16 protein-coding genes and 1 pseudogene are annotated in these 17,204 nt (G+C 57.8%); 6 read left to right on the top strand and 11 right to left on the bottom strand.

Annotation, left to right across the window (positions count from 1 at the left end; translation table 11 throughout):
• Window positions 1-8 precede the first annotated feature (8 nt).
• Complete coding sequence (locus U9R61_RS07505) at window positions 9-1,199, top strand: FAD/NAD(P)-binding oxidoreductase (protein ID WP_322488194.1); 1,191 nt, start codon at window positions 9-11, stop codon at window positions 1,197-1,199.
• A gap of 108 nt (window positions 1,200-1,307) precedes the next feature.
• Here U9R61_RS07505 and U9R61_RS07500 read toward each other — a convergent pair whose 3' ends face one another.
• The 6 genes and pseudogenes from U9R61_RS07500 to U9R61_RS07475 all read right to left on the bottom strand — a co-directional run bounded on the left by U9R61_RS07500 (window position 1,308) and on the right by U9R61_RS07475 (window position 6,540).
• Complete coding sequence (locus U9R61_RS07500; RefSeq protein WP_322488193.1) at window positions 1,308-2,726, bottom strand: FtsW/RodA/SpoVE family cell cycle protein; 1,419 nt, start codon at window positions 2,724-2,726, stop codon at window positions 1,308-1,310.
• Between the two features lie 41 nt (window positions 2,727-2,767).
• Complete coding sequence (gene ilvA, locus U9R61_RS07495) at window positions 2,768-4,003, bottom strand: threonine ammonia-lyase (protein WP_322488192.1); 1,236 nt, start codon at window positions 4,001-4,003, stop codon at window positions 2,768-2,770.
• A 24-nt stretch (window positions 4,004-4,027) separates the two neighbouring features.
• Window positions 4,028-4,456: a hypothetical protein gene (locus U9R61_RS07490; RefSeq protein ID WP_322488191.1), complete on the bottom strand. Its 429-nt coding sequence runs from the start codon at window positions 4,454-4,456 to the stop codon at window positions 4,028-4,030.
• 316 nt (window positions 4,457-4,772) lie between these two features.
• Window positions 4,773-4,925, bottom strand: a complete 153-nt coding sequence (locus tag U9R61_RS07485) for a hypothetical protein (RefSeq protein ID WP_322488190.1) — start codon at window positions 4,923-4,925, stop codon at window positions 4,773-4,775.
• A pseudogene (locus tag U9R61_RS07480) lies at window positions 4,916-6,130 on the bottom strand (DNA cytosine methyltransferase). Before U9R61_RS07480 ends, U9R61_RS07485 begins: the two are co-directional and overlap by 10 nt.
• 194 nt (window positions 6,131-6,324) lie before the next feature.
• Complete coding sequence (locus U9R61_RS07475) at window positions 6,325-6,540, bottom strand: hypothetical protein (protein WP_322488189.1); 216 nt, start codon at window positions 6,538-6,540, stop codon at window positions 6,325-6,327.
• Between the two features lie 182 nt (window positions 6,541-6,722).
• Here U9R61_RS07475 and U9R61_RS07470 point away from each other — a divergent pair, with 182 nt between their 5' ends.
• The 4 genes from U9R61_RS07470 (at window position 6,723) to U9R61_RS07455 (ending at window position 10,010) form a co-directional block, all read left to right on the top strand.
• Complete coding sequence (locus U9R61_RS07470; protein ID WP_066786139.1) at window positions 6,723-7,031, top strand: nucleotide pyrophosphohydrolase; 309 nt, start codon at window positions 6,723-6,725, stop codon at window positions 7,029-7,031.
• A 126-nt stretch (window positions 7,032-7,157) separates the two neighbouring features.
• On the top strand, window positions 7,158-8,432 hold the full coding sequence (aceA, locus tag U9R61_RS07465; RefSeq protein WP_322488188.1) for an isocitrate lyase: 1,275 nt from the start codon (window positions 7,158-7,160) through the stop codon (window positions 8,430-8,432).
• 385 nt (window positions 8,433-8,817) lie between these two features.
• Complete coding sequence (locus U9R61_RS07460) at window positions 8,818-9,381, top strand: AAA family ATPase (protein WP_322488187.1); 564 nt, start codon at window positions 8,818-8,820, stop codon at window positions 9,379-9,381.
• Window positions 9,382-9,419: 38 nt separating this feature from the next.
• Window positions 9,420-10,010, top strand: coding sequence for an acyltransferase (locus U9R61_RS07455; RefSeq protein WP_322488186.1), 591 nt, complete (start codon window positions 9,420-9,422; stop codon window positions 10,008-10,010).
• A 25-nt stretch (window positions 10,011-10,035) separates the two neighbouring features.
• On the opposite strand, the gene U9R61_RS07450 is transcribed toward U9R61_RS07455, so the two are convergent.
• The 5 genes from U9R61_RS07450 to U9R61_RS07430 form a co-directional block, all read right to left on the bottom strand.
• A complete protein-coding gene (locus U9R61_RS07450; protein ID WP_322488185.1) occupies window positions 10,036-11,334 on the bottom strand; it encodes a M14 family metallopeptidase in 1,299 nt (432 codons plus the stop codon).
• Between the two features lie 397 nt (window positions 11,335-11,731).
• Entirely contained in the window at window positions 11,732-13,066 is a 1,335-nt protein-coding gene (locus U9R61_RS07445) for a DUF58 domain-containing protein (protein WP_322488184.1), read from the bottom strand.
• Between the two features lie 250 nt (window positions 13,067-13,316).
• Entirely contained in the window at window positions 13,317-13,835 is a 519-nt protein-coding gene (locus U9R61_RS07440; RefSeq protein ID WP_322488183.1) for a hypothetical protein, read from the bottom strand.
• 122 nt (window positions 13,836-13,957) lie between these two features.
• The gene (locus U9R61_RS07435) at window positions 13,958-14,287 is read right to left on the bottom strand and encodes a hypothetical protein (RefSeq protein WP_322488182.1); all 330 of its coding nucleotides are present in this window, start codon (window positions 14,285-14,287) and stop codon (window positions 13,958-13,960) included.
• Between the two features lie 12 nt (window positions 14,288-14,299).
• A complete protein-coding gene (locus U9R61_RS07430; protein ID WP_322488181.1) occupies window positions 14,300-15,055 on the bottom strand; it encodes a hypothetical protein in 756 nt (251 codons plus the stop codon).
• Between the two features lie 536 nt (window positions 15,056-15,591).
• Here U9R61_RS07430 and murJ point away from each other — a divergent pair.
• A complete protein-coding gene (gene murJ / locus U9R61_RS07425; protein WP_322488180.1) occupies window positions 15,592-17,046 on the top strand; it encodes a murein biosynthesis integral membrane protein MurJ in 1,455 nt (484 codons plus the stop codon).
• Window positions 17,047-17,204: the final 158 nt, after the last annotated feature.

Genomic DNA, 17,204 nt, shown 5'->3' with positions numbered 1-17,204 from the left:
AAACTGCTATGGCCAAGAGCCACTATCAAGTAATTATCGCTGGCGGCGGCACCGGTGGTTTGACGGTCGCTGCCCAACTGATGGATCAACCCAATCCACCGGAGATTGCCTTGATCGAGCCGGCAGAAGTTCACTACTATCAGCCGCTGTGGACACTGGTTGGCGGCGGGGTCTTCCCACGTGAGCAATCGGCCCGGCCCGAAGCCGACTATATCCCACCGGGAGTGACGTGGATCAAAGAGAAGGTCAAGGCATTCGACCCTGACAACAACAGCCTCACCCTTGGCAATGGCGAAACCATCACCTACGACTTCCTCGTCGTGGCGCTGGGGATTCAGATCGACTGGGGCAAAATCAAAGGCTTGCCCGAAACGCTGGGCAAGAACGGCGTCTGCTCGAACTATTCGTACGATACGGTCGAGTACACGTGGCAGAACATCCGCACCTTCCGCGGCGGCAACGCAGTCTTCACCCACCCCAGCACGCCGATCAAGTGCGGCGGCGCGCCGCAGAAGATCGTCTATCTGGCCGACGACTACTTCCGCCGGTCGGGGGTGCGCCAGCAGACCCAGCTCAACTTCTATCACGCCGGCGCGTCGATCTTCGCGGTGAAGAAATATGCCGACGCGCTCAACCGGGTGGTGGCGCGCAAAGGGATCAACGTCCACTTCCAGCATGACCTGATCGAGGTGCGCGGCGAAGCGCGTGAGGCGGTCTTCCTCAACCTTGCCACCCGCGAGACGGTGACGGTCAACTTTGATATGCTGCACGTCTCGCCACCGCAGAGCGCGCCGGATGTGATTAAGAGCAGTGCGCTGGCCCATTCGAGCGGCTGGGTGGACGTCGATCAGTACACCTTGCAGCACAAGCGCTATCCGAACGTGTTTAGCCTTGGCGACTGCGCCAACCTGCCGACCTCGAAGACCGGTGCGGCGATCCGCAAGCAAGCTCCGGTGCTGGTAGCCAATCTGACGGCGGCGATAGCAAAAGAGACGCTGCCCGCCACTTATGACGGCTATACCTCGTGCCCGCTGGTGACCGGTTACGGCAGCTTGATCTTGGCCGAGTTCGACTATGCGAACCAGCCCAAGGAGAGCTTCCCGTTCGATCAGTCGCAAGAGCGCTACAGCATGTACGCGCTGAAGGCGTATGGCTTGCCGGCGATGTATTGGAACGGCATGTTGCGCGGACGGATGTAAGAGGGCAGAGCACGCTAGGCTTGGGCACCGCGCGCCGCGATAGAGAATATTTTCCCGGTCTCCTCCCTCCCCACATAGAGACGGCCTTATAGGCCGTCTCTATGCGGTTTAATAGCGTTGATCGCTGACCGAAATGCGCAAGAGCAGGCCAACGATCAAAAAGTTGATGATAATCGACGAGCCGCCATACGAGATAAACGGGAGCGTAATGCCGGTAAGCGGGATGAGGCGAAGATTGCCGCCTAAAATGATCAACGACTGCACGGCAATAATCGAGGTCAGCCCCACTACCAACAACTGCTCGAAACCGCGGAAGCGACCGGGAATGGCCAGCGCCAGATGGTAGCCGCGGAAGATGAGCAGCAGATAGGCAATCAAGACGGCCAGCGTACCGGCTAAGCCCATTTCCTCGCCAATCGCCACAAAGATAAAGTCGGTATGCACGGCAGGCACGTATTCGGGCACGCCGCGCCCCAAGCCGGCGCCCAAGATGCCCCCTGAAGCCAGCGCGTAGATAGCTTGCACGATCTGGTAGCCCGACCCTTGGGCCGTTGCCCATGGATCGAGCCAGACCGATACGCGCAAGCCAACGATCGGCAAGAACCGGTAGAGCAAGTAAGCGCCGCCGGCAAAGGCAGCCATCCCCACCATCACATACAGGCCGCTGCCGGTGGACACGTACAACATGACCAGAAAGACGCCGAAGAGCAACAACGCAGCACCCAAGTCGCGCTGGAAGACAATGGTCAGCATCGCGATACCCCACATCCCGACCAGCGGCGCTAGGTAGGGCAACGGCGGCAGTTTCAGCGGGCCAAGCCGGTAATTTGACTGCACCACCTCGCGGTATTCGTTGAGGTAGGAAGCCATGAAGATAACCAGAATGATTTTGAGCAATTCCGACGGCTGAAAGTAGAAGAAACCTAAATTGAACCAGACCCGCACCCCGCTAGCGTTGGGATCGACTCCGAAGATGAAGGTTGCTAAAATCAGCAGCAGGCCGAGCGACAGCCAGAGATAGCGGTAGTGATCGAGCACATCAATGAACGAGAGACGAAACAGCCTGATGCAGATGCGATCGAGCGGCGTGAAGAGAATCGCCGCCATAATCACCGCTCCGAGCGTCACCCACAACGTCTGCTTGGCGGCAATCCCTTCGTAGCATGGAAACCGCTCGCCGGCAGCATTGCTGCAAAAAGCGATTTGGTTCAACCCCGGCTCGAGCCGCGCGGTCATCATGAGGCTCAGACCGGCCAGCAAAGCAACCAGCGGCAAAATCAACTGGTCAGCGGTCGGACTGCGCCACGACAGACCGAGCGAAATCGCGACAAAGAGCAGCAACGGCAAGCTGGAGGGCCAGAGGATGCTCGCCAACCCGCTGAGGGTGGTCTGCAACTCGCTCTGGCCGGTAGCAACGACGACCAGCAGGTAACCGGCGGCAAAGAAGAGCAGCACCGTTACCAGCAATTGCAATTCGACGGTGCGCAAACGGCGGAGCTGGGTAAAGGCAGCGCGTAAGGTTGCCATAGATGATCCTGAAACAACAGCGCAGTGCTTCCGTTTTTATGTCAAATCGGCCAATTTGATTCGCGCTCGCAATGGAAACCGGCCCGCTCGAGCGACTCGATCACCGCTTGGGCGTGGTCTTCATCGCGCACCTCAAGGATCAGCTCGACACCAGCGCGATCGATCGGCACCCGCCACATCCCACGGCGGTGGAAGAGATCCATCACACTGGCGCCGGTGGAAGCGACATGGTTGACCAACGCCGCCAAGCCACCCGGACGGTCGTCAACGCTGGTGCGCAGCAAGAGGTAGCGGCCCTGCCGCACCAACGCAAACTCGATCACACGCATGAGCAGGTTAGCGTCGATATTACCGCCACAGAGCACGGTGGCGGTGACGTGATTCGGCTGCACCGACACCTTGCCGCTCAGCAGGGCCGCCACACCGGCTGCGCCGGCTCCCTCGACGACCAACCGGCTATGTTGCAGCACATGGGCAATCGCCATCACAATCTCTTCATCGTCAACCGTCACCACCTCATCAACCAGCGCCTGAATCATGGGCAGGGTCAACTCACCGGGCCGCTTGACGGCAATACCGTCAGCGATGGTATGGGCCGCCGGCGCAGTAACCGGATGGCCGGCGGCGAGGGAAGCGGGCACCGGCGCGCAGCCGGCAGCCTGCACGCCAACAATCCGCACGTGGGGGAGCAAGGTCTTGACAGCGAGCGCAATACCACTAATCAGGCCGCCACCGCCGATCGGCACCACCAACTGGTGCAAATCGGGCAACGCTTCGACCAATTCAAGGCCAATCGTACCTTGACCAGCAATCACGCGCGGATGATCGAAGGCATGCACATAGGTCAAGCCGCGCTCTTCCTTAAGGGCATGGGCATAAGCTACCGCATCGTCAAAGGTAGCGCCGTGCAGAATTACCTCGGCACCGAGACGGCGAGTGGCGACCACCTTGGTGAGAGGGGCGCGTTCGGGCATTACAATCGTGGCCTTCACCCCCAGCAACTGGGCCGCTTGCGCCACGCCTTGGGCATGGTTGCCGGCGGAAGGGGCGATCACCCCACGGGCCTGTTCTTCGGGAGAGAGATGGACAATGGTGTTATAGGCGCCGCGGATCTTAAACGAACCGCTCTGTTGGGTATTTTCGGCCTTGTAAAAGATCGGCCCGCCCAACTCGGCGCTCAGGCGGGTAGCCGGCAACACCGGCGTGGGCAAAATAATGTTGCGCAGCGCGCGCCGCGCGGCCTGAATATCGGCCAACTCAATTGCAAATCGGCTCATGGAACGTCGTTGCTCCTTTTGAGTTCAAGCGTCCTCATTGGCGCCATCATCATCTATATCAAGCTCAAGACTCTCGTGGGGATCGCGCTTGAAGCATATTGGCATATAATCGATTGTCATGCAGAAATGTTCATCAGTCATTGCCAACTTGATGGGAGGTAACGACATTGGTACATCATTTAACACATGAAGTATTGGCATCGTAACATACTTCTCAATAAACCGGTTCATGATATCACCGGCGGCTTGCGCAAGATGCTGCCAAGCAGCTTCACCAATATACACCATGCCTTGTTCACGCTGAAAGGCTTCGGTTAACTCTTCAAGCCGGAGATTAGGGGTAGGATCGAACACGATGAGCACCGGAACGTATCCGCTCATCCGGCAATCCAGCGAAAAATCGATCTCTTCTTGCCATCTTCCTTGTCCGGAAGCTGCGATTGTCACCCGCATTTTGATCTCATAGGCAAACTGATCACGAATACAATCGACTTGACGTCCTCGTGAAGGATCACGATAGCGCCGAATCGGACTCTTTGCGGAGCCTAGCACGCGGCCCCATCTGATCAAGAGTAGGAAGTGGCTGATACGAGACAATACGCGCATATTTGAGTCGGCTCTTGTGCAAGGTCGCAAGGCATGCAAAGTACGTATCGGCGTCAGGTATCAGCGCGACAAGACGCTCGAATAAGGGTATGAATTCGATCTGAGGCAGGGAAAGACGTTCAAGATCAGGCTCAGAGAAAAATTCAGGCAATGACAACGTATCTCATTCAGGAAATGTATCAAGGATTCCTAAATCACGAATAATGGTAGCAGCAAGAAAACTACAGACCGGATCACTTAACGCAACTCCCAGAGTGCTGCCACCAGCCGCTCGAACACGGGCAATGAGTGCTTGTTGCGCTTTGGTCAAGGCCATAGAGATAACTGCTCCTGTACACAATGGGATTGCAAATAACGATTTTGGATTAGCATATCGACTCGTTGTAATACCGGGCTCATTCCCGAAGCGATGGTTGGAATGAAGGAAAGCAACGCGCCCGAAGGAACGGTTTGAAGATGGCGTCCGGCTTGAAAGTCTTGCCATAATGTAGAAGCTATAACCTTACTAAGTAAGGGTGGCACAGCATTGGCGATCTGGAGGATACAAGAATAATGTGAACCAACAAAGACAAACTGATCGGGAAAAGACTGGATGCGCGCACATTCACGCAGGGTCAGAAATCGATGTTCTCCTGGATGAACGAATTCCGTCAAGGCCCCCGAAGTGATGGTACTAGCCGGCTGATCAGGGTGTAAGCGGCGCAAACCGAATGGCGCACCGCCACGTCGTTCGGAAGGCATCCCGTCACGAACCCGCCAGAAGGCGCGTCGGCGATAGCTTTCGTGCCATAACGACATTGGCAAGTCCTTCATTGATTGTCCGGGTTGTAAAAGGGTAATACGTTGTTGATTCAATGGCGACAACTCACGCGCCACATGGCCCTTTGGCTCACCCGGCGGCATCAATGCCGGCGGCGGCAAATCGGCGAGCGCACCTGCTAGGGTGGGACAAAGCGGTAAATGGCGAAACGCATTGGCAACCCCCGGTGCATCAAAGGCTTGATGCGTTGGCAACGGGAAGGTTGGATCCCACCCAAATCCGCCGATCACTATAATACGCTTACGATTCTGAGGAACACCATAATGAGCCGCATTCACCTTACGCACGTGAATACGATAGCCGGCTTCAATGAGTAGGTCTAGTAGATCAAGCAACAAACTGCCATTATCTATCGTTAAAAATCCTTCAACATTTTCAAACACAAAAGCTTTTGGTTTTATTGTAGCGACCAAGTTCGCAAATACTCTTATCAGGGAATTTCTTTGATCATGTAATCGACGTAAACCGGCTGAAGAGAAGCCTTAACAGGGTGGCCCGCCAATAACAACATCTGCGTACGGTAGATCTGTTTGGTTCGTAATAGTAAAGCAATGAATATGATCACCTAAATTTAATTGATATGTTCTGACAGCATACGGATCATGATCAGCAGCTAGCACACATGTAAATCCAGTTTCTCTGAAGCCAAGTGAAAAACCGCCAGCACCGCAGAAGAGATCAACAAAGGTAAACCCTGACATATCAGTAACCCCGATACAACAAAAACGAGCACTCTACGAAACGTTATGACATCATTGCCACCCGATGCCAAATGCTATAACATCATGAGACAGCCTGTAAAAATGAAACGAACATGGTTTCGAGTATACAGGGACAACTGCATAGCGTTGCCCTGCATACTCGCAGAGACAAGAAGGCTATCCAAATAAATCTCCTAATCCTCGCCGGTAATGATTTCTTGGGCATTAGCCGCCCGCGCCGCCAGCACACGGAAGCGCATTGCCGTCTCGCGGTCGCGAGCGTGCTCGGCGGCGCGCATGAGCACGCCAAGCGCCAACTGTAACCGGCGCAACTCTTCGCGGTCGCCGACCAATTGTAAGCGAGCCAGCTCTTGCTCGCAATACTGGGCAATTTGATCAATCGTCAGCATCGCTAACCTCCTCGTACCCTTGCGCCTTGCTTAGCTGTCATTGTACCATTTGCAGGAAATCAGGAGCAGGGAATAGCGAGTAGGGAATAGAACATTCTGGGAAGGGAGCAATACTCGCTCATCTCATCCCTATTTCCCCATCTCCCCGCTCACTACTCCCAAGACAGAAAGGAGCGCCCTCGATGCCAATGAGCATTGCCGAACTGACCGATGCGATCAACCGGTTTGTGACCGACAAAGGCTGGTATGCGCCGGATAGCATCTTCCCGCAGACTCCGCGCAACATTGCGATTTCGGTGGCGGTAGAAGCGGCTGAGATCCTCGAACATTTTCAGTTTCAGGATGAGCCACGTAACCGCGAGGCGCTGGCCGGCGAGCTGGCCGATGTCGCCAATTACCTGTTCCAACTAGCCTATCTGCTCGATATTGATCTCGAACAGGCGATCCTCGCCAAGCTGGCCGAGAACTATGGCCGCACGTGGGAGGGGTAGCGGTTGTTCGCACCCTCTTTCACAATCGTGTAACCGTGACGTAACGACGGGTGTTATACTGTGTTCTACCTGTCAAATTTTCAGACCGTGCTCGTCACGTTCAACGAGGAAACCGGAGACACGCACATGGATCGTGCCGAACAGATCAAGCAAATTGCCGAGAGTTGGAACTCGCCGCGTTTTGCCGGCATTGTGCGTCCGTACACGCCAGAAGATGTCTACCGGCTGCGCGGATCGGTGCAGATCGAGTACACGCTGGCGCGGATGGGGGCCGAACGCTTGTGGGACTTGTTGCATACTGAGCCGTACATCAACGCACTGGGCGCGTTGACGGGCAATCAGGCGATGCAGCAGGTGAAGGCCGGGTTGAAAGCGATCTATCTGAGTGGATGGCAAGTGGCGGCTGACGCCAACCTTGCCGGGCAGATGTACCCCGATCAGAGCCTCTATCCGGCGAATTCGGGGCCGCAGTTGGTGCGCAACATCAACAATGCGCTGCGGCGCGCCGACCAGATCTATCACAGCGAAAGGCGCAACGATATTTATTGGTTTGCGCCGATTGTGGCCGACGCCGAAGCCGGTTTTGGCGGCCCGCTCAATGTGTTTGAAATTATGAAGGCCTATATCGAGGCCGGGGCGGCGGGCGTGCATTTTGAGGATCAGCTTGCTTCCGAGAAGAAGTGCGGCCACATGGGTGGCAAGGTGCTCATCCCGACGCAGGCCGCGATCCGCAATTTGGTGGCGGCCCGGTTGGCCGCCGATGTGATGGGGGTGCCGACGATCATCGTCGCCCGCACCGACGCCAATGCGGCGACCCTGCTGACCAACGATGTCGATGAGCGCGACCGGCCCTTCTGCACCGGCGAGCGCACCAGCGAGGGCTTCTACCGGGTGCGGGCCGGCCTCGACCAGGCGATCGCGCGCGGCTTGGCCTACGCGCCCTACGCTGACCTGATCTGGTGCGAAACGAGCGAGCCGAACCTCGAAGAGGCGCGCCGCTTCGCCGAGGCGATCCACGCTCAGTTCCCCGGTAAGCTGCTGGCCTACAACTGCTCACCTTCGTTCAACTGGAAGAAGAAGCTCGACGACGCGACGATCGCCGCCTTCCAGCGCGAATTGGGCGCGATGGGCTACAAGTTCCAGTTTGTGACGTTGGCCGGCTTCCACGCGCTCAACTACAGCATGTTCGATCTGGCGCGCAACTACCGCGATCGCGGGATGGCCGCCTACAGCGAACTGCAACAGGCCGAGTTCGCCGCCGAAGCCTACGGCTATACGGCGACCCGCCACCAGCGCGAGGTGGGCACTGGCTACTTCGATGATGTGGCACAGGTGATCGCCGGCGGTGAGATCAGCACCACGGCACTGACCGGCAGCACCGAGGAAGAGCAGTTCCATTAGCAGGCCCGCACCGCTGCTTTTAAGGGCGGACAGAATATCTGATCCAGAACCCGGCCCTAAAGGGCCGGGCTATAGTTGCAAAGCCCGCTGCGCGGGCTGATGGTTCTCACCCCTAGCCCCTCTCCCGCAAGACGGGGGAGGGGAACTGTTGTATTTCGCGATGCAAATAAGACGCAAAGCAAGCAAAAGCGCAGAGGGTTTCAACATAAAGGCGCAAAGAGCGCAAAGCACGCAAAGGGGGATTAACGCAAAGGCGCAGAGAACGCGAATGACGCAAAAGGTGGTGGATGAACTCTATCGTCTGCATCCTCGGTGGTAGTCTGATGTACCCACCCCTCACCGCTACCCCCGGCAAGGAGATCCAACGCGATGTATAATAACAAGCGTGCAAATTCCAACCTTGATCATCGTCACCGGGCATCCGGCAACCGGCAAAACCACCCTCTCGCAAGCGCTGGCCGCTGGTCTGCGCCTACCGCTATTGAGCAAAGACGCTTTTAAAGAACTGATGTTCGATGGACTTGGTTGGTCGGATCGGGAATGGTCGCGGCAAGTAGGGGCAACAGCGATTACGATGCTCTACCACACTGCGGCAACGATTTTGGCCAGCGGCCAATCGGTTATTATGGAAAGCAACTTTCGCGTTGATCTCGACACACCGCGCATGCAACGCTTACAAGCGATTGCCCCCTTTCGTCCGGTTCAGATCCGCTGCGTCGCCAACGGCCATGTGTTGGCCGCACGCATTATTCGGCGCGTGGCACTCGGCCAGCGCCACCCTGGTCATTGCGATGATATGTCGCCGGCGGATTTGGAAGTCGTGCGCACACGCGGCGATATTACCCCCTTACCAATTGGCGGCCCACTACTGACAGTTGATACGACGGTTCCCGAATCAATTCATATGGATGCCATTCTCCAATGGGTGACAGACCAATTACGCGCATAGGGTTTCTGATTGCTCGCCGTATTCAAGGAGCAGCCGCAATGAGTCAAGCCATCATCCATCTGACCGCAACCGTCGATCCGCGCGCTCACATTGGTGAAAACACCCGTGTGTGGCATTGGACGCAGATCCGTGAAGGAGTGACCGTTGGCAGTGAGTCGATCATTGGCAAGGGGTGTTATCTCGATGCCGGGGTCAAAATCGGCAACCGGGTCAAAATGCAAAGCAATGTCTCGGTGTTTCACGGCGTCACGATCGAGGATGGGGTCTTTGTGGGGCCGCACGCTTGCTTTACCAACGACAAAACCCCGCGAGCGATCAACCCGAATGGGACGCTGAAAGGGGCGGATGATTGGACAGTAGCGCCGACACTGGTGCGTTACGGGGCCAGCATTGGCGCGAATGCAACGATTGTGTGCGGGATCACGATTGGCCGGTTTGCGATGGTAGCCGCTGGGGCGGTGGTGACGCGCGATGTGCCAGATTACGGGTTGGTGATGGGCAATCCGGCCCGGCTGGTTGGGTATGTTTGCCCGTGCGGTGCGCGCTTGCCGGGAGGGCCGGCGCCAACGACTGATGCCCGCACGTGCCCGGTGTGCGGGAGGGTAACGTTGGTGGGGAGCGGGGAGTAGGGATCAGGGAACAGAGTGGTGAGCATTAGCGAATAGTGTGCGGGGCGAGCGGGAGCGTGAGTTGCGCCCGCGCCATCTCCCATTCTCCAAGCGGGGCCAGTTCGATCTGATTAGTGGCCGGATCGAGCAACAGCACAGCGCGCTCGAAATACTGGACTACACGCTGGCTGCCATCGGTCAAGGTCGTAGTCAGCGGTGCGCTCAGCGGATCGCCGAAGAGCATCTGGTCACCATTGCGCTGCCAATACGGGGCAAACGGGCCGGACGGCCAATCAGCGGGCCGGCCCATTGCTTCGCCGCCGCCATACGCTTGCGCCGCCGCCGCCTTTGCGCCCAACGGCGCCATCTGCACATAGGTGACGGTATCGCGCAACGTTTCATCAACCACGATCACGGCGCGGGCGAAGGGTTGGCGCATACCAGCGGGTGAAATCTCGGCTGGCGCGAGCGGGGCGCCAAAACGCTCTGCACCGCCAAGCGCACGCCAGAAGCGATAGATGACTGCCGGTACCGGCGTTTCATTGATGATCCCCGGCGCGGGCAACGGCAACACTTCGACGGCATTAGCGAGCACTGCGCGCAGTCCAGCAAGATTCTCGGCTACCTCAGGCTGATCGCCGGTGACGAGTTCGGGGGTAATGGCGGTAATGCCAAGACCACCGGCCCAATCGTGCATCCCGCCGGTGATGGCGTAGCGATCCCAGAAGCGGGCATATTCGTAACCGGCAGCAGCGGCGTACACTTGAGCCATGGCAATGGATGGCTGATGTTCGCAACTGGTCGGAAAGACCAACCCGGCATTGGAGTGGAGAAAGATGGCGCCGGCGGCATCGAGCAAGAAGGCGCGGATGAGGCGCGTTTCTACTTGGGAGTCAGGATAAGGGCCGCCGGTATCTGAGACAATCCCGCGCGCGCCTTGCACCCGTTGCCGCCAGTCGTTTTCTGGGCAGGCATCGTGGCTGGTATCCATATTGCGGTTGAGATCAACGCCAGCAGCGTCAAACCGCCAGCCCCTAGCCATGCCGTCAGGATTAAGCAGCGGAATGATCACGAGCCGTACCTCAGGCGGCACTTCGGACGGATTAGCACGAAAATGCTCGATCAGCGCCAAGGCCAGCCGATAGGTATTGGCTTCGGGTGCGCCGTGGGTCGCCCCCACCACCACCAACTTACGTGGGCCATCGCCGAAGATGACGGCCTCGATGGGGCGGCCCTCAGCCGAGCGACCAATTTCAACGGTGCGGATCGGCGTGGCTTGAGCTAGCGGTACGCTGGGCAACCAGCTTATGATGATGAGCAAGATGGCCAAGACGAGATGTGGCATAGTTTAGATCAGACCAATGCAGGCCGGCACGCGCGCAACGAGTAGTTCCCATCTCTAGTGTACCATTAGGGGCATGCGCTTGCTAACACAGGCGAGCCGCAATACCGGTTGAGCATCGCTAGAAGCGATTGAACCGATCGCGCGCAGGATTGACTCCCGCTCGCAGGGGATTGCTTCGCCGCGCTCCGCGCGGCTCGCAATGACATCTGGAAGCCGGCTGCTGGACGCTCCTTGGCGGATGCAGCGCATCCACCCATCAGCGATCCCACCGTCGGGCGGGCCAGCGACTCGCGCTCCACCTTCCCGCCGTCAGACGGGCCAGCGGCTCGCGCTCCACCTTCCCGCCGTCGGGCCGGTCTCAGAACAACGCTTGGCGTCTTCACGCGGATCAATCTCGTTACAAACGGGCCTCTTCCTTCAGGCGCAGGTAGGTATTAACCACCGAGACGGTCAGCGATGTCGCCGGCACGTCGAGAGTCAGAGCACCACTGCACTGGATCTGGTCGAGCAACGCGCGCCGCTCATCGGCCAACTGTTCGGCGACTAACCGGCGAAACAGGCCGTGGCTATCTTGCACCGGGCGTCCGGCCACATTGACGATGTTCGGATCGCTAATCGTGACACAGAGCGGCAGGTGACGGCGAGCGAGCCGGCGGATGTGGGTGATGAGCGGTTGCACTGCCGCCGGATTAGCTAAATCGGTAAAGATGATCACCAGCGCCCGCCGTTGCTGGCGCTGATCGAGGTAGGCTAATGCCTCCGCTATATCGGCCTCAACCGGCTGGGCCTGCACATTGTACAACGCTTCAAGCAGGCGTTGGAACTGGGCCTTGCCCTTGCGCGGGGGAATAAAGTTCTCGACTTTGCCGGCAAAGGTGAGCATCCCGGCTTGATCACCCTTCCCGATCACCACATAGCTCAGCATCAGCGCCGTATTGACCACGTAATCGAGCCGGGTCAAACCAGTGTCATCAGGTTGGAGCGGATCGGCGACCGGCGCAGCCATCAAGCGCCCGGCATCGATCACACAGACGATCTGCTGGCTGCGTTCAGCTTCGATTTCGGCAACGATCGGTTTGCCGCGGCGCGCCGTCGCCTTCCAATTGATCCGGCGATATTCGTCATCGGTCGTATATTCGCGCAGATGTTCAAACTCGCCGCCCTGCCCTAATTGGCGAATCGAGCGCAACCCGATGGTGCGCAACTGACCACGTCGAATCACGAGATCGTATTTTCGCGCTTCTAGTAAATTCGGATAGACCTGTACCTTCTGCGCGGCGGGGAAGCGGACTTGCCGGCGATGACAACCAAGCACGCCCTCGTAACGGATCACCACATCGCCAAACTGGTAGTCGCCGCGACGTTGCGGGCGAACATGGTAGCGTAGTTCGCACAAGCCAAACGGCTCGGCAACGCCGGCCAGCAAATCGGCGTCAACCGGCATCTCCACCGGATACTCATCGCGCAAGGTGAAGCGGAGCGGGCGCGAGGCGGCATTGGTAACGAGAATGGCGATCAGGTTAGCAGCGCCGAGGGAGAGACGCTGCTCGTGCAATCGCTCGACCTCGATCTGGTCGGGCCGGGGTGAGAGCAGCACATCGCTAATCAACACCCCACCCACCATCAGCACATAGACGACAGCCACCCAACTCAACAACGGCACAAATGCCGCGCCAGCGATCAGCGGCGCAGCCAGCAAAACCAGTAGGAGCAGGCGAGGCGTTGGCAGCATACGATTCTTATGATTGGCCTAGGCGATTTGCTTGGGCAAGGAACCGGCGCAATTGCTCAAAGCGATTGGTTAGCGTCAAGATGGGTTTGCTTGCTCGTTGACCGATTTCGCGAACGATTGCGCGCAGGAAAGCTTACAGCGTCTGCAACGACCATTGATAGAGCAACGCGCGCAGCAACCACGCCACCGTACTCTCGACCAACAAATAGCTTACGAGCGCGCCAGTCGCCACCTTGCCGGCGATATGATACTAGGCAATCCGAGCCAATGCAACCCCGGCGAGAATCGCCAGCGCCGGCAGGCTGAAGTACCAATGCTTATGCCAGAGACTAAACTGGTGATCAATGATCATCCCCAGCGCCAACACCACCAGATACCCCGCCATCACGCCGGCTGTCCACGTCCAGCCACGCCGCGCCAATCTCGCCATCCCAAGCGGCACGAGCACAAGCAGCAACACCCGGCTATGGCCCCACATCTGGGCAAACAACGAACCGACCAAAGGTGACGGCAACCGGTCGTGCCCGAACTGATCGCTCTCGGCCAAGCGCGCCGCCAGCGCGGTCAGGGTCGGTAGGACGTATTGCCCGTAATAGAGCGCCAGCGCCAGCACAATACTGACCACCAGCGCCGCCAACACCTGCAACCCCACCGCCGCCAGCTCAGCCCGCGCGCACCACGCCAACAGGCTTGCCACCCCGACGACCAGCGGCACAAACACGGCATGGGTCACATAGATCAGTAACACCACCAACAATGCCCCACTCACCAGCACGCTGGTCAGCGCCGATCAGCGAGCGCGTTGCACAGCTTCATTAACAACCACGAGGGTTACAACGACCTACCACACCCCCAGAATAGTCGGATAACTGCCATCGTGAAATAGAGAGATTAGAGATGCGTAACCGGCAAGCCGGCGAACAACGCGCCGGCCAGAAACCCGGCGCGCGGATGATCGCCAGATCGCACCAGCAGTAGATACAGCAACAGGGGGTGGTCGCGTCGAGCAGACTCACCAACACCTTGAGCGCAACTGTCATCGACAAGGTCGTCGGAAAGATCGCAGCCAAGGGCACGAAGGGGTAATAACTCAGCAATGAATACGGAACCGTTTCGATCCTCACTCATATTGATTGGCAAACCGGCTTTGCCCCACATCGCTCTGACCGGCAGCAATGCGCAAGACGTGATTTGCGCGACCCCGATGGTCGATATCAACAAACGACAACGCATTCATGCCGACGACGTGCAGTACAAATAAAACACCAGCCACGAGACAAACCCGTGAAAACTATACTGATACACGCTGGCGGCTACCGACCAGAACAACCGGAGCAACCAATAACCGGCGGTCATTCCTGCCAGCGCGACAAGGAATAGGGGCCAGATGGTTACCGTTTGCAACCGCCACATCGCTACGGCATATCCAGCGCTGACTGCGAACACGAGCACGAGAATCGCCTGATCGAGCAGTGGCAAGCGGAGAGCGTATCCACCAAGGAAGAGTAACGGGAACGCCGCCAGCAACCAGATCATCCACGTTACGGGCAGTGAACCTAGTGTCAGTTGGTGTAACTCAAATCGGGTTACTGCAATCCCCAATCGTTCTTCGTTATACGGCGGCAATGGTTGAATGCTCAACGACAATTGATTGCCAGCAGGCAGGGTCACCTCGGCGGGTATCAGCACATCTACGCGGCTCCACCCTGCGGGAACATTAAGATTAGCAGCAAACCCATCGTTCATACGAATAAGCAACTGCCGTGAATCAACGCCAAAGCCGTGCATTTCGATTAACAGGCGATACGGAGCGTGGCTCAGCGCCGGCAGCTCAATGGTGGATTGGGTAGCAAACCAGCGAAACGGGCCAGTACCGCCGAACTCGACCACGCCAACCCCGCGATTAGCTACATCCATCGGCAGATTAAAGTTGAGGCGATACCGCGCCGGCACATAGAACGAACAGACGAAAACCAGAACAGATAGCACGATGATCAAGAGCGCACGATTGCACTCGTGAATGATCAATTATCGCTAGCGAGAAGTTTGGTTTTGCAATATAACAATACGCAAAAGGCAATAGCGTAAGATGACGAACAACGCTCTCGCTCGCACAGACCAGTTGCAGAGTTGCAGACCGATCATTGGGTCGCCATTCGACGCTACCCCGCATGCTCAACCTTCCCCACCGGGGCGATACGATGGTGCGTATGGTGTGTTCACGTCTAGCACTGAGTGACTGAAGCAAGCTATCTCACCGATGGATAAACACAACTGGTTATTACTGGTGAAGAGAAGAGGCATCGGCGTTGAGCCTTCTTCTGCTAGATGGTATAGTTGTTCACCGCCGGCGAAGAAGCGGGGCCACGAGTTGCCCATTACACGCTCAAGGGGCCAAGGTTTCCGCCTCCTATCCGCAGCGATCATGCATTATAATCGAAGGACAGAGGATCGCTATCCATAACATGCTGCCACTTTATCAGAAAACACTCGTTCAACGCTCAGAAAGCTCTTAGACCTTCTGCATGCTCTTTCACCGCCTCTTCCAAACTCCGCTCCGCACATGGCACACCATTTCGTTCTCAACGAGCGAAGGATCGCTGCTCTTTATGGCCGCGTTTCTCGTATCGGCAGCGCTGGGAGTCGTGCGGCAAATCCTGTTCAACGCGCGCTTTGGCATCGGCGAAGAGGCGGCGGCGCTCTACGCCGCCTTGCGTCTTTCAGAAACGGTTAGCACCCTGATTGCCGGCGGTGCGTTGACCAATGCCCTCATTCCGCATCTTTTGCTGGCGGCGCGCCAAAACCACGACACCATCGTAAGCCTGATCAACCGGGTGCTCACCCTGATGATCGTCGTCGCCACGCCATTCACGCTCGCTCTTGGCCTCGCAGCGCCGCCGCTGTTGCGTTGGCTGGTAGCGCCGGGACTTGATCCGGCTACGCAAGCGTTAGCGGCGTTGCTCACTCGGATCCTTGTCATCGAAATTGTGCTGCAAGTCGCGTATGGCGTACTGAGCGCGGTGTTAATTGCGCGCGGCCAGTTTCTCTTGCCGGCGCTTGGCATTGCCGTGCGAAACACCTTCATAATCATCACCCTACTTTTCCCCCAAGCAACCATTATTACGGCAGCCATTGGTTCGCTTGGCGACACGGCCATGCAACTGCTGTTACTCATCCCGGCGCTTGTTCACCATCGGCTTCGCCTGCGACCGGCATGGCGCCTGCGCGATTCGCTAGTGCGGGGAACGCTACGGTTAGCCATTCCCGGCGCGATTTCGGGCACGATCAACTACGGCAACGCGATTGTTGACTCAGCGATTGCTAGCTTAGGCGCGCAAGCCGCCGGTCTCGGCGCCATGCATAATGCACTCTTGTTGGGCCATTTGCCGCAACGGCTCTGTGGCACGGCGATTGGGCAAGCGGTCTACCCCTACCTTGCCGCCGCCGCGATTGCCCGCAACCGTTTCCGCTTCAGGCAACGCTGGCTCTGGGCAACCGCCGCCGCCGTCGCCTTGGCGACACTGAGCGGGTTGGCGCTGGCAGGAGGCGGACGCTGGCTGATCCGGCTGCTGTTCGAGCGGGGAGCGTTTGACAACGCAGCGGGTGATCTTACCTTTGCCATTCTCCTGATTTTTGCCGGTGGATTACCAGTATATGTGATAGTTGAGATTAGCGGACGAGCGTTGGTGGCGCTTGGCGATGCGCGCACCCCTTTATTGGCTAACATTGCGCAACTGGTCAGCCGGATTGCCGTTGCGACAGCTCTCTGGCCGGTGGTAGGCGTGCTGGCGGTACCAATTGCGACGGTTGCTAGTAGCATCATCGAAACGGCCATCCTTAGCGGTGTCTTGCTGAACTGGCTGCGCACTCCAGCGGCGTGGCGGGTGACAGCGCATGCAGACGCAGAAAGCGCATTAGCAGGCGGCGGGGAAGGGAGCAGCAGGCCAACAATGGCGGGCGAACAAGGAATGGGCAGGTAAGACAAGAGCCAACAATAGCTAAATCTGCGCATTGTGTCGCTAAGTCTTTTCGGTGGCCCTACACCGAATGGGCTATGATGAGAAGCAGGCAAATAACTGATCGGGAGAAACGCTATGGCATCGTCAAGCCTATCCCCAAACCTGCCAGAGCCGCGCTG

It is taken from the genome of Chloroflexus sp., assembly GCF_034431535.1.
Taxonomy (GTDB): Bacteria; Chloroflexota; Chloroflexia; order Chloroflexales; family Chloroflexaceae; genus Chloroflexus.
Note: the sequence above shows the minus strand (reverse complement) of the source record. Positions and strands in the feature narration are given on the sequence as shown.

Coding starts and splice junctions, on each gene's coding strand:
- U9R61_RS07485 (WP_322488190.1), bottom strand. CDS start 4,925: ATGGCCTTGACCAAAGCGCAACAAGCACTCATTGCCCGTGTTCGAGCG.
- U9R61_RS07455 (WP_322488186.1), top strand. CDS start 9,420: ATGAGTCAAGCCATCATCCATCTGACCGCAACCGTCGATCCGCGCGCT.
- murJ (WP_322488180.1), top strand. CDS start 15,592: ATGCTCTTTCACCGCCTCTTCCAAACTCCGCTCCGCACATGGCACACC.
- U9R61_RS07500 (WP_322488193.1), bottom strand. CDS start 2,726: ATGGCAACCTTACGCGCTGCCTTTACCCAGCTCCGCCGTTTGCGCACC.
- U9R61_RS07490 (WP_322488191.1), bottom strand. CDS start 4,456: ATGCGGGTGACAATCGCAGCTTCCGGACAAGGAAGATGGCAAGAAGAG.
- ilvA (WP_322488192.1), bottom strand. CDS start 4,003: ATGAGCCGATTTGCAATTGAGTTGGCCGATATTCAGGCCGCGCGGCGC.
- U9R61_RS07505 (WP_322488194.1), top strand. CDS start 9: ATGGCCAAGAGCCACTATCAAGTAATTATCGCTGGCGGCGGCACCGGT.
- U9R61_RS07470 (WP_066786139.1), top strand. CDS start 6,723: ATGCCAATGAGCATTGCCGAACTGACCGATGCGATCAACCGGTTTGTG.
- U9R61_RS07445 (WP_322488184.1), bottom strand. CDS start 13,066: ATGCTGCCAACGCCTCGCCTGCTCCTACTGGTTTTGCTGGCTGCGCCG.
- U9R61_RS07475 (WP_322488189.1), bottom strand. CDS start 6,540: ATGCTGACGATTGATCAAATTGCCCAGTATTGCGAGCAAGAGCTGGCT.
- aceA (WP_322488188.1), top strand. CDS start 7,158: ATGGATCGTGCCGAACAGATCAAGCAAATTGCCGAGAGTTGGAACTCG.
- U9R61_RS07450 (WP_322488185.1), bottom strand. CDS start 11,334: ATGCCACATCTCGTCTTGGCCATCTTGCTCATCATCATAAGCTGGTTG.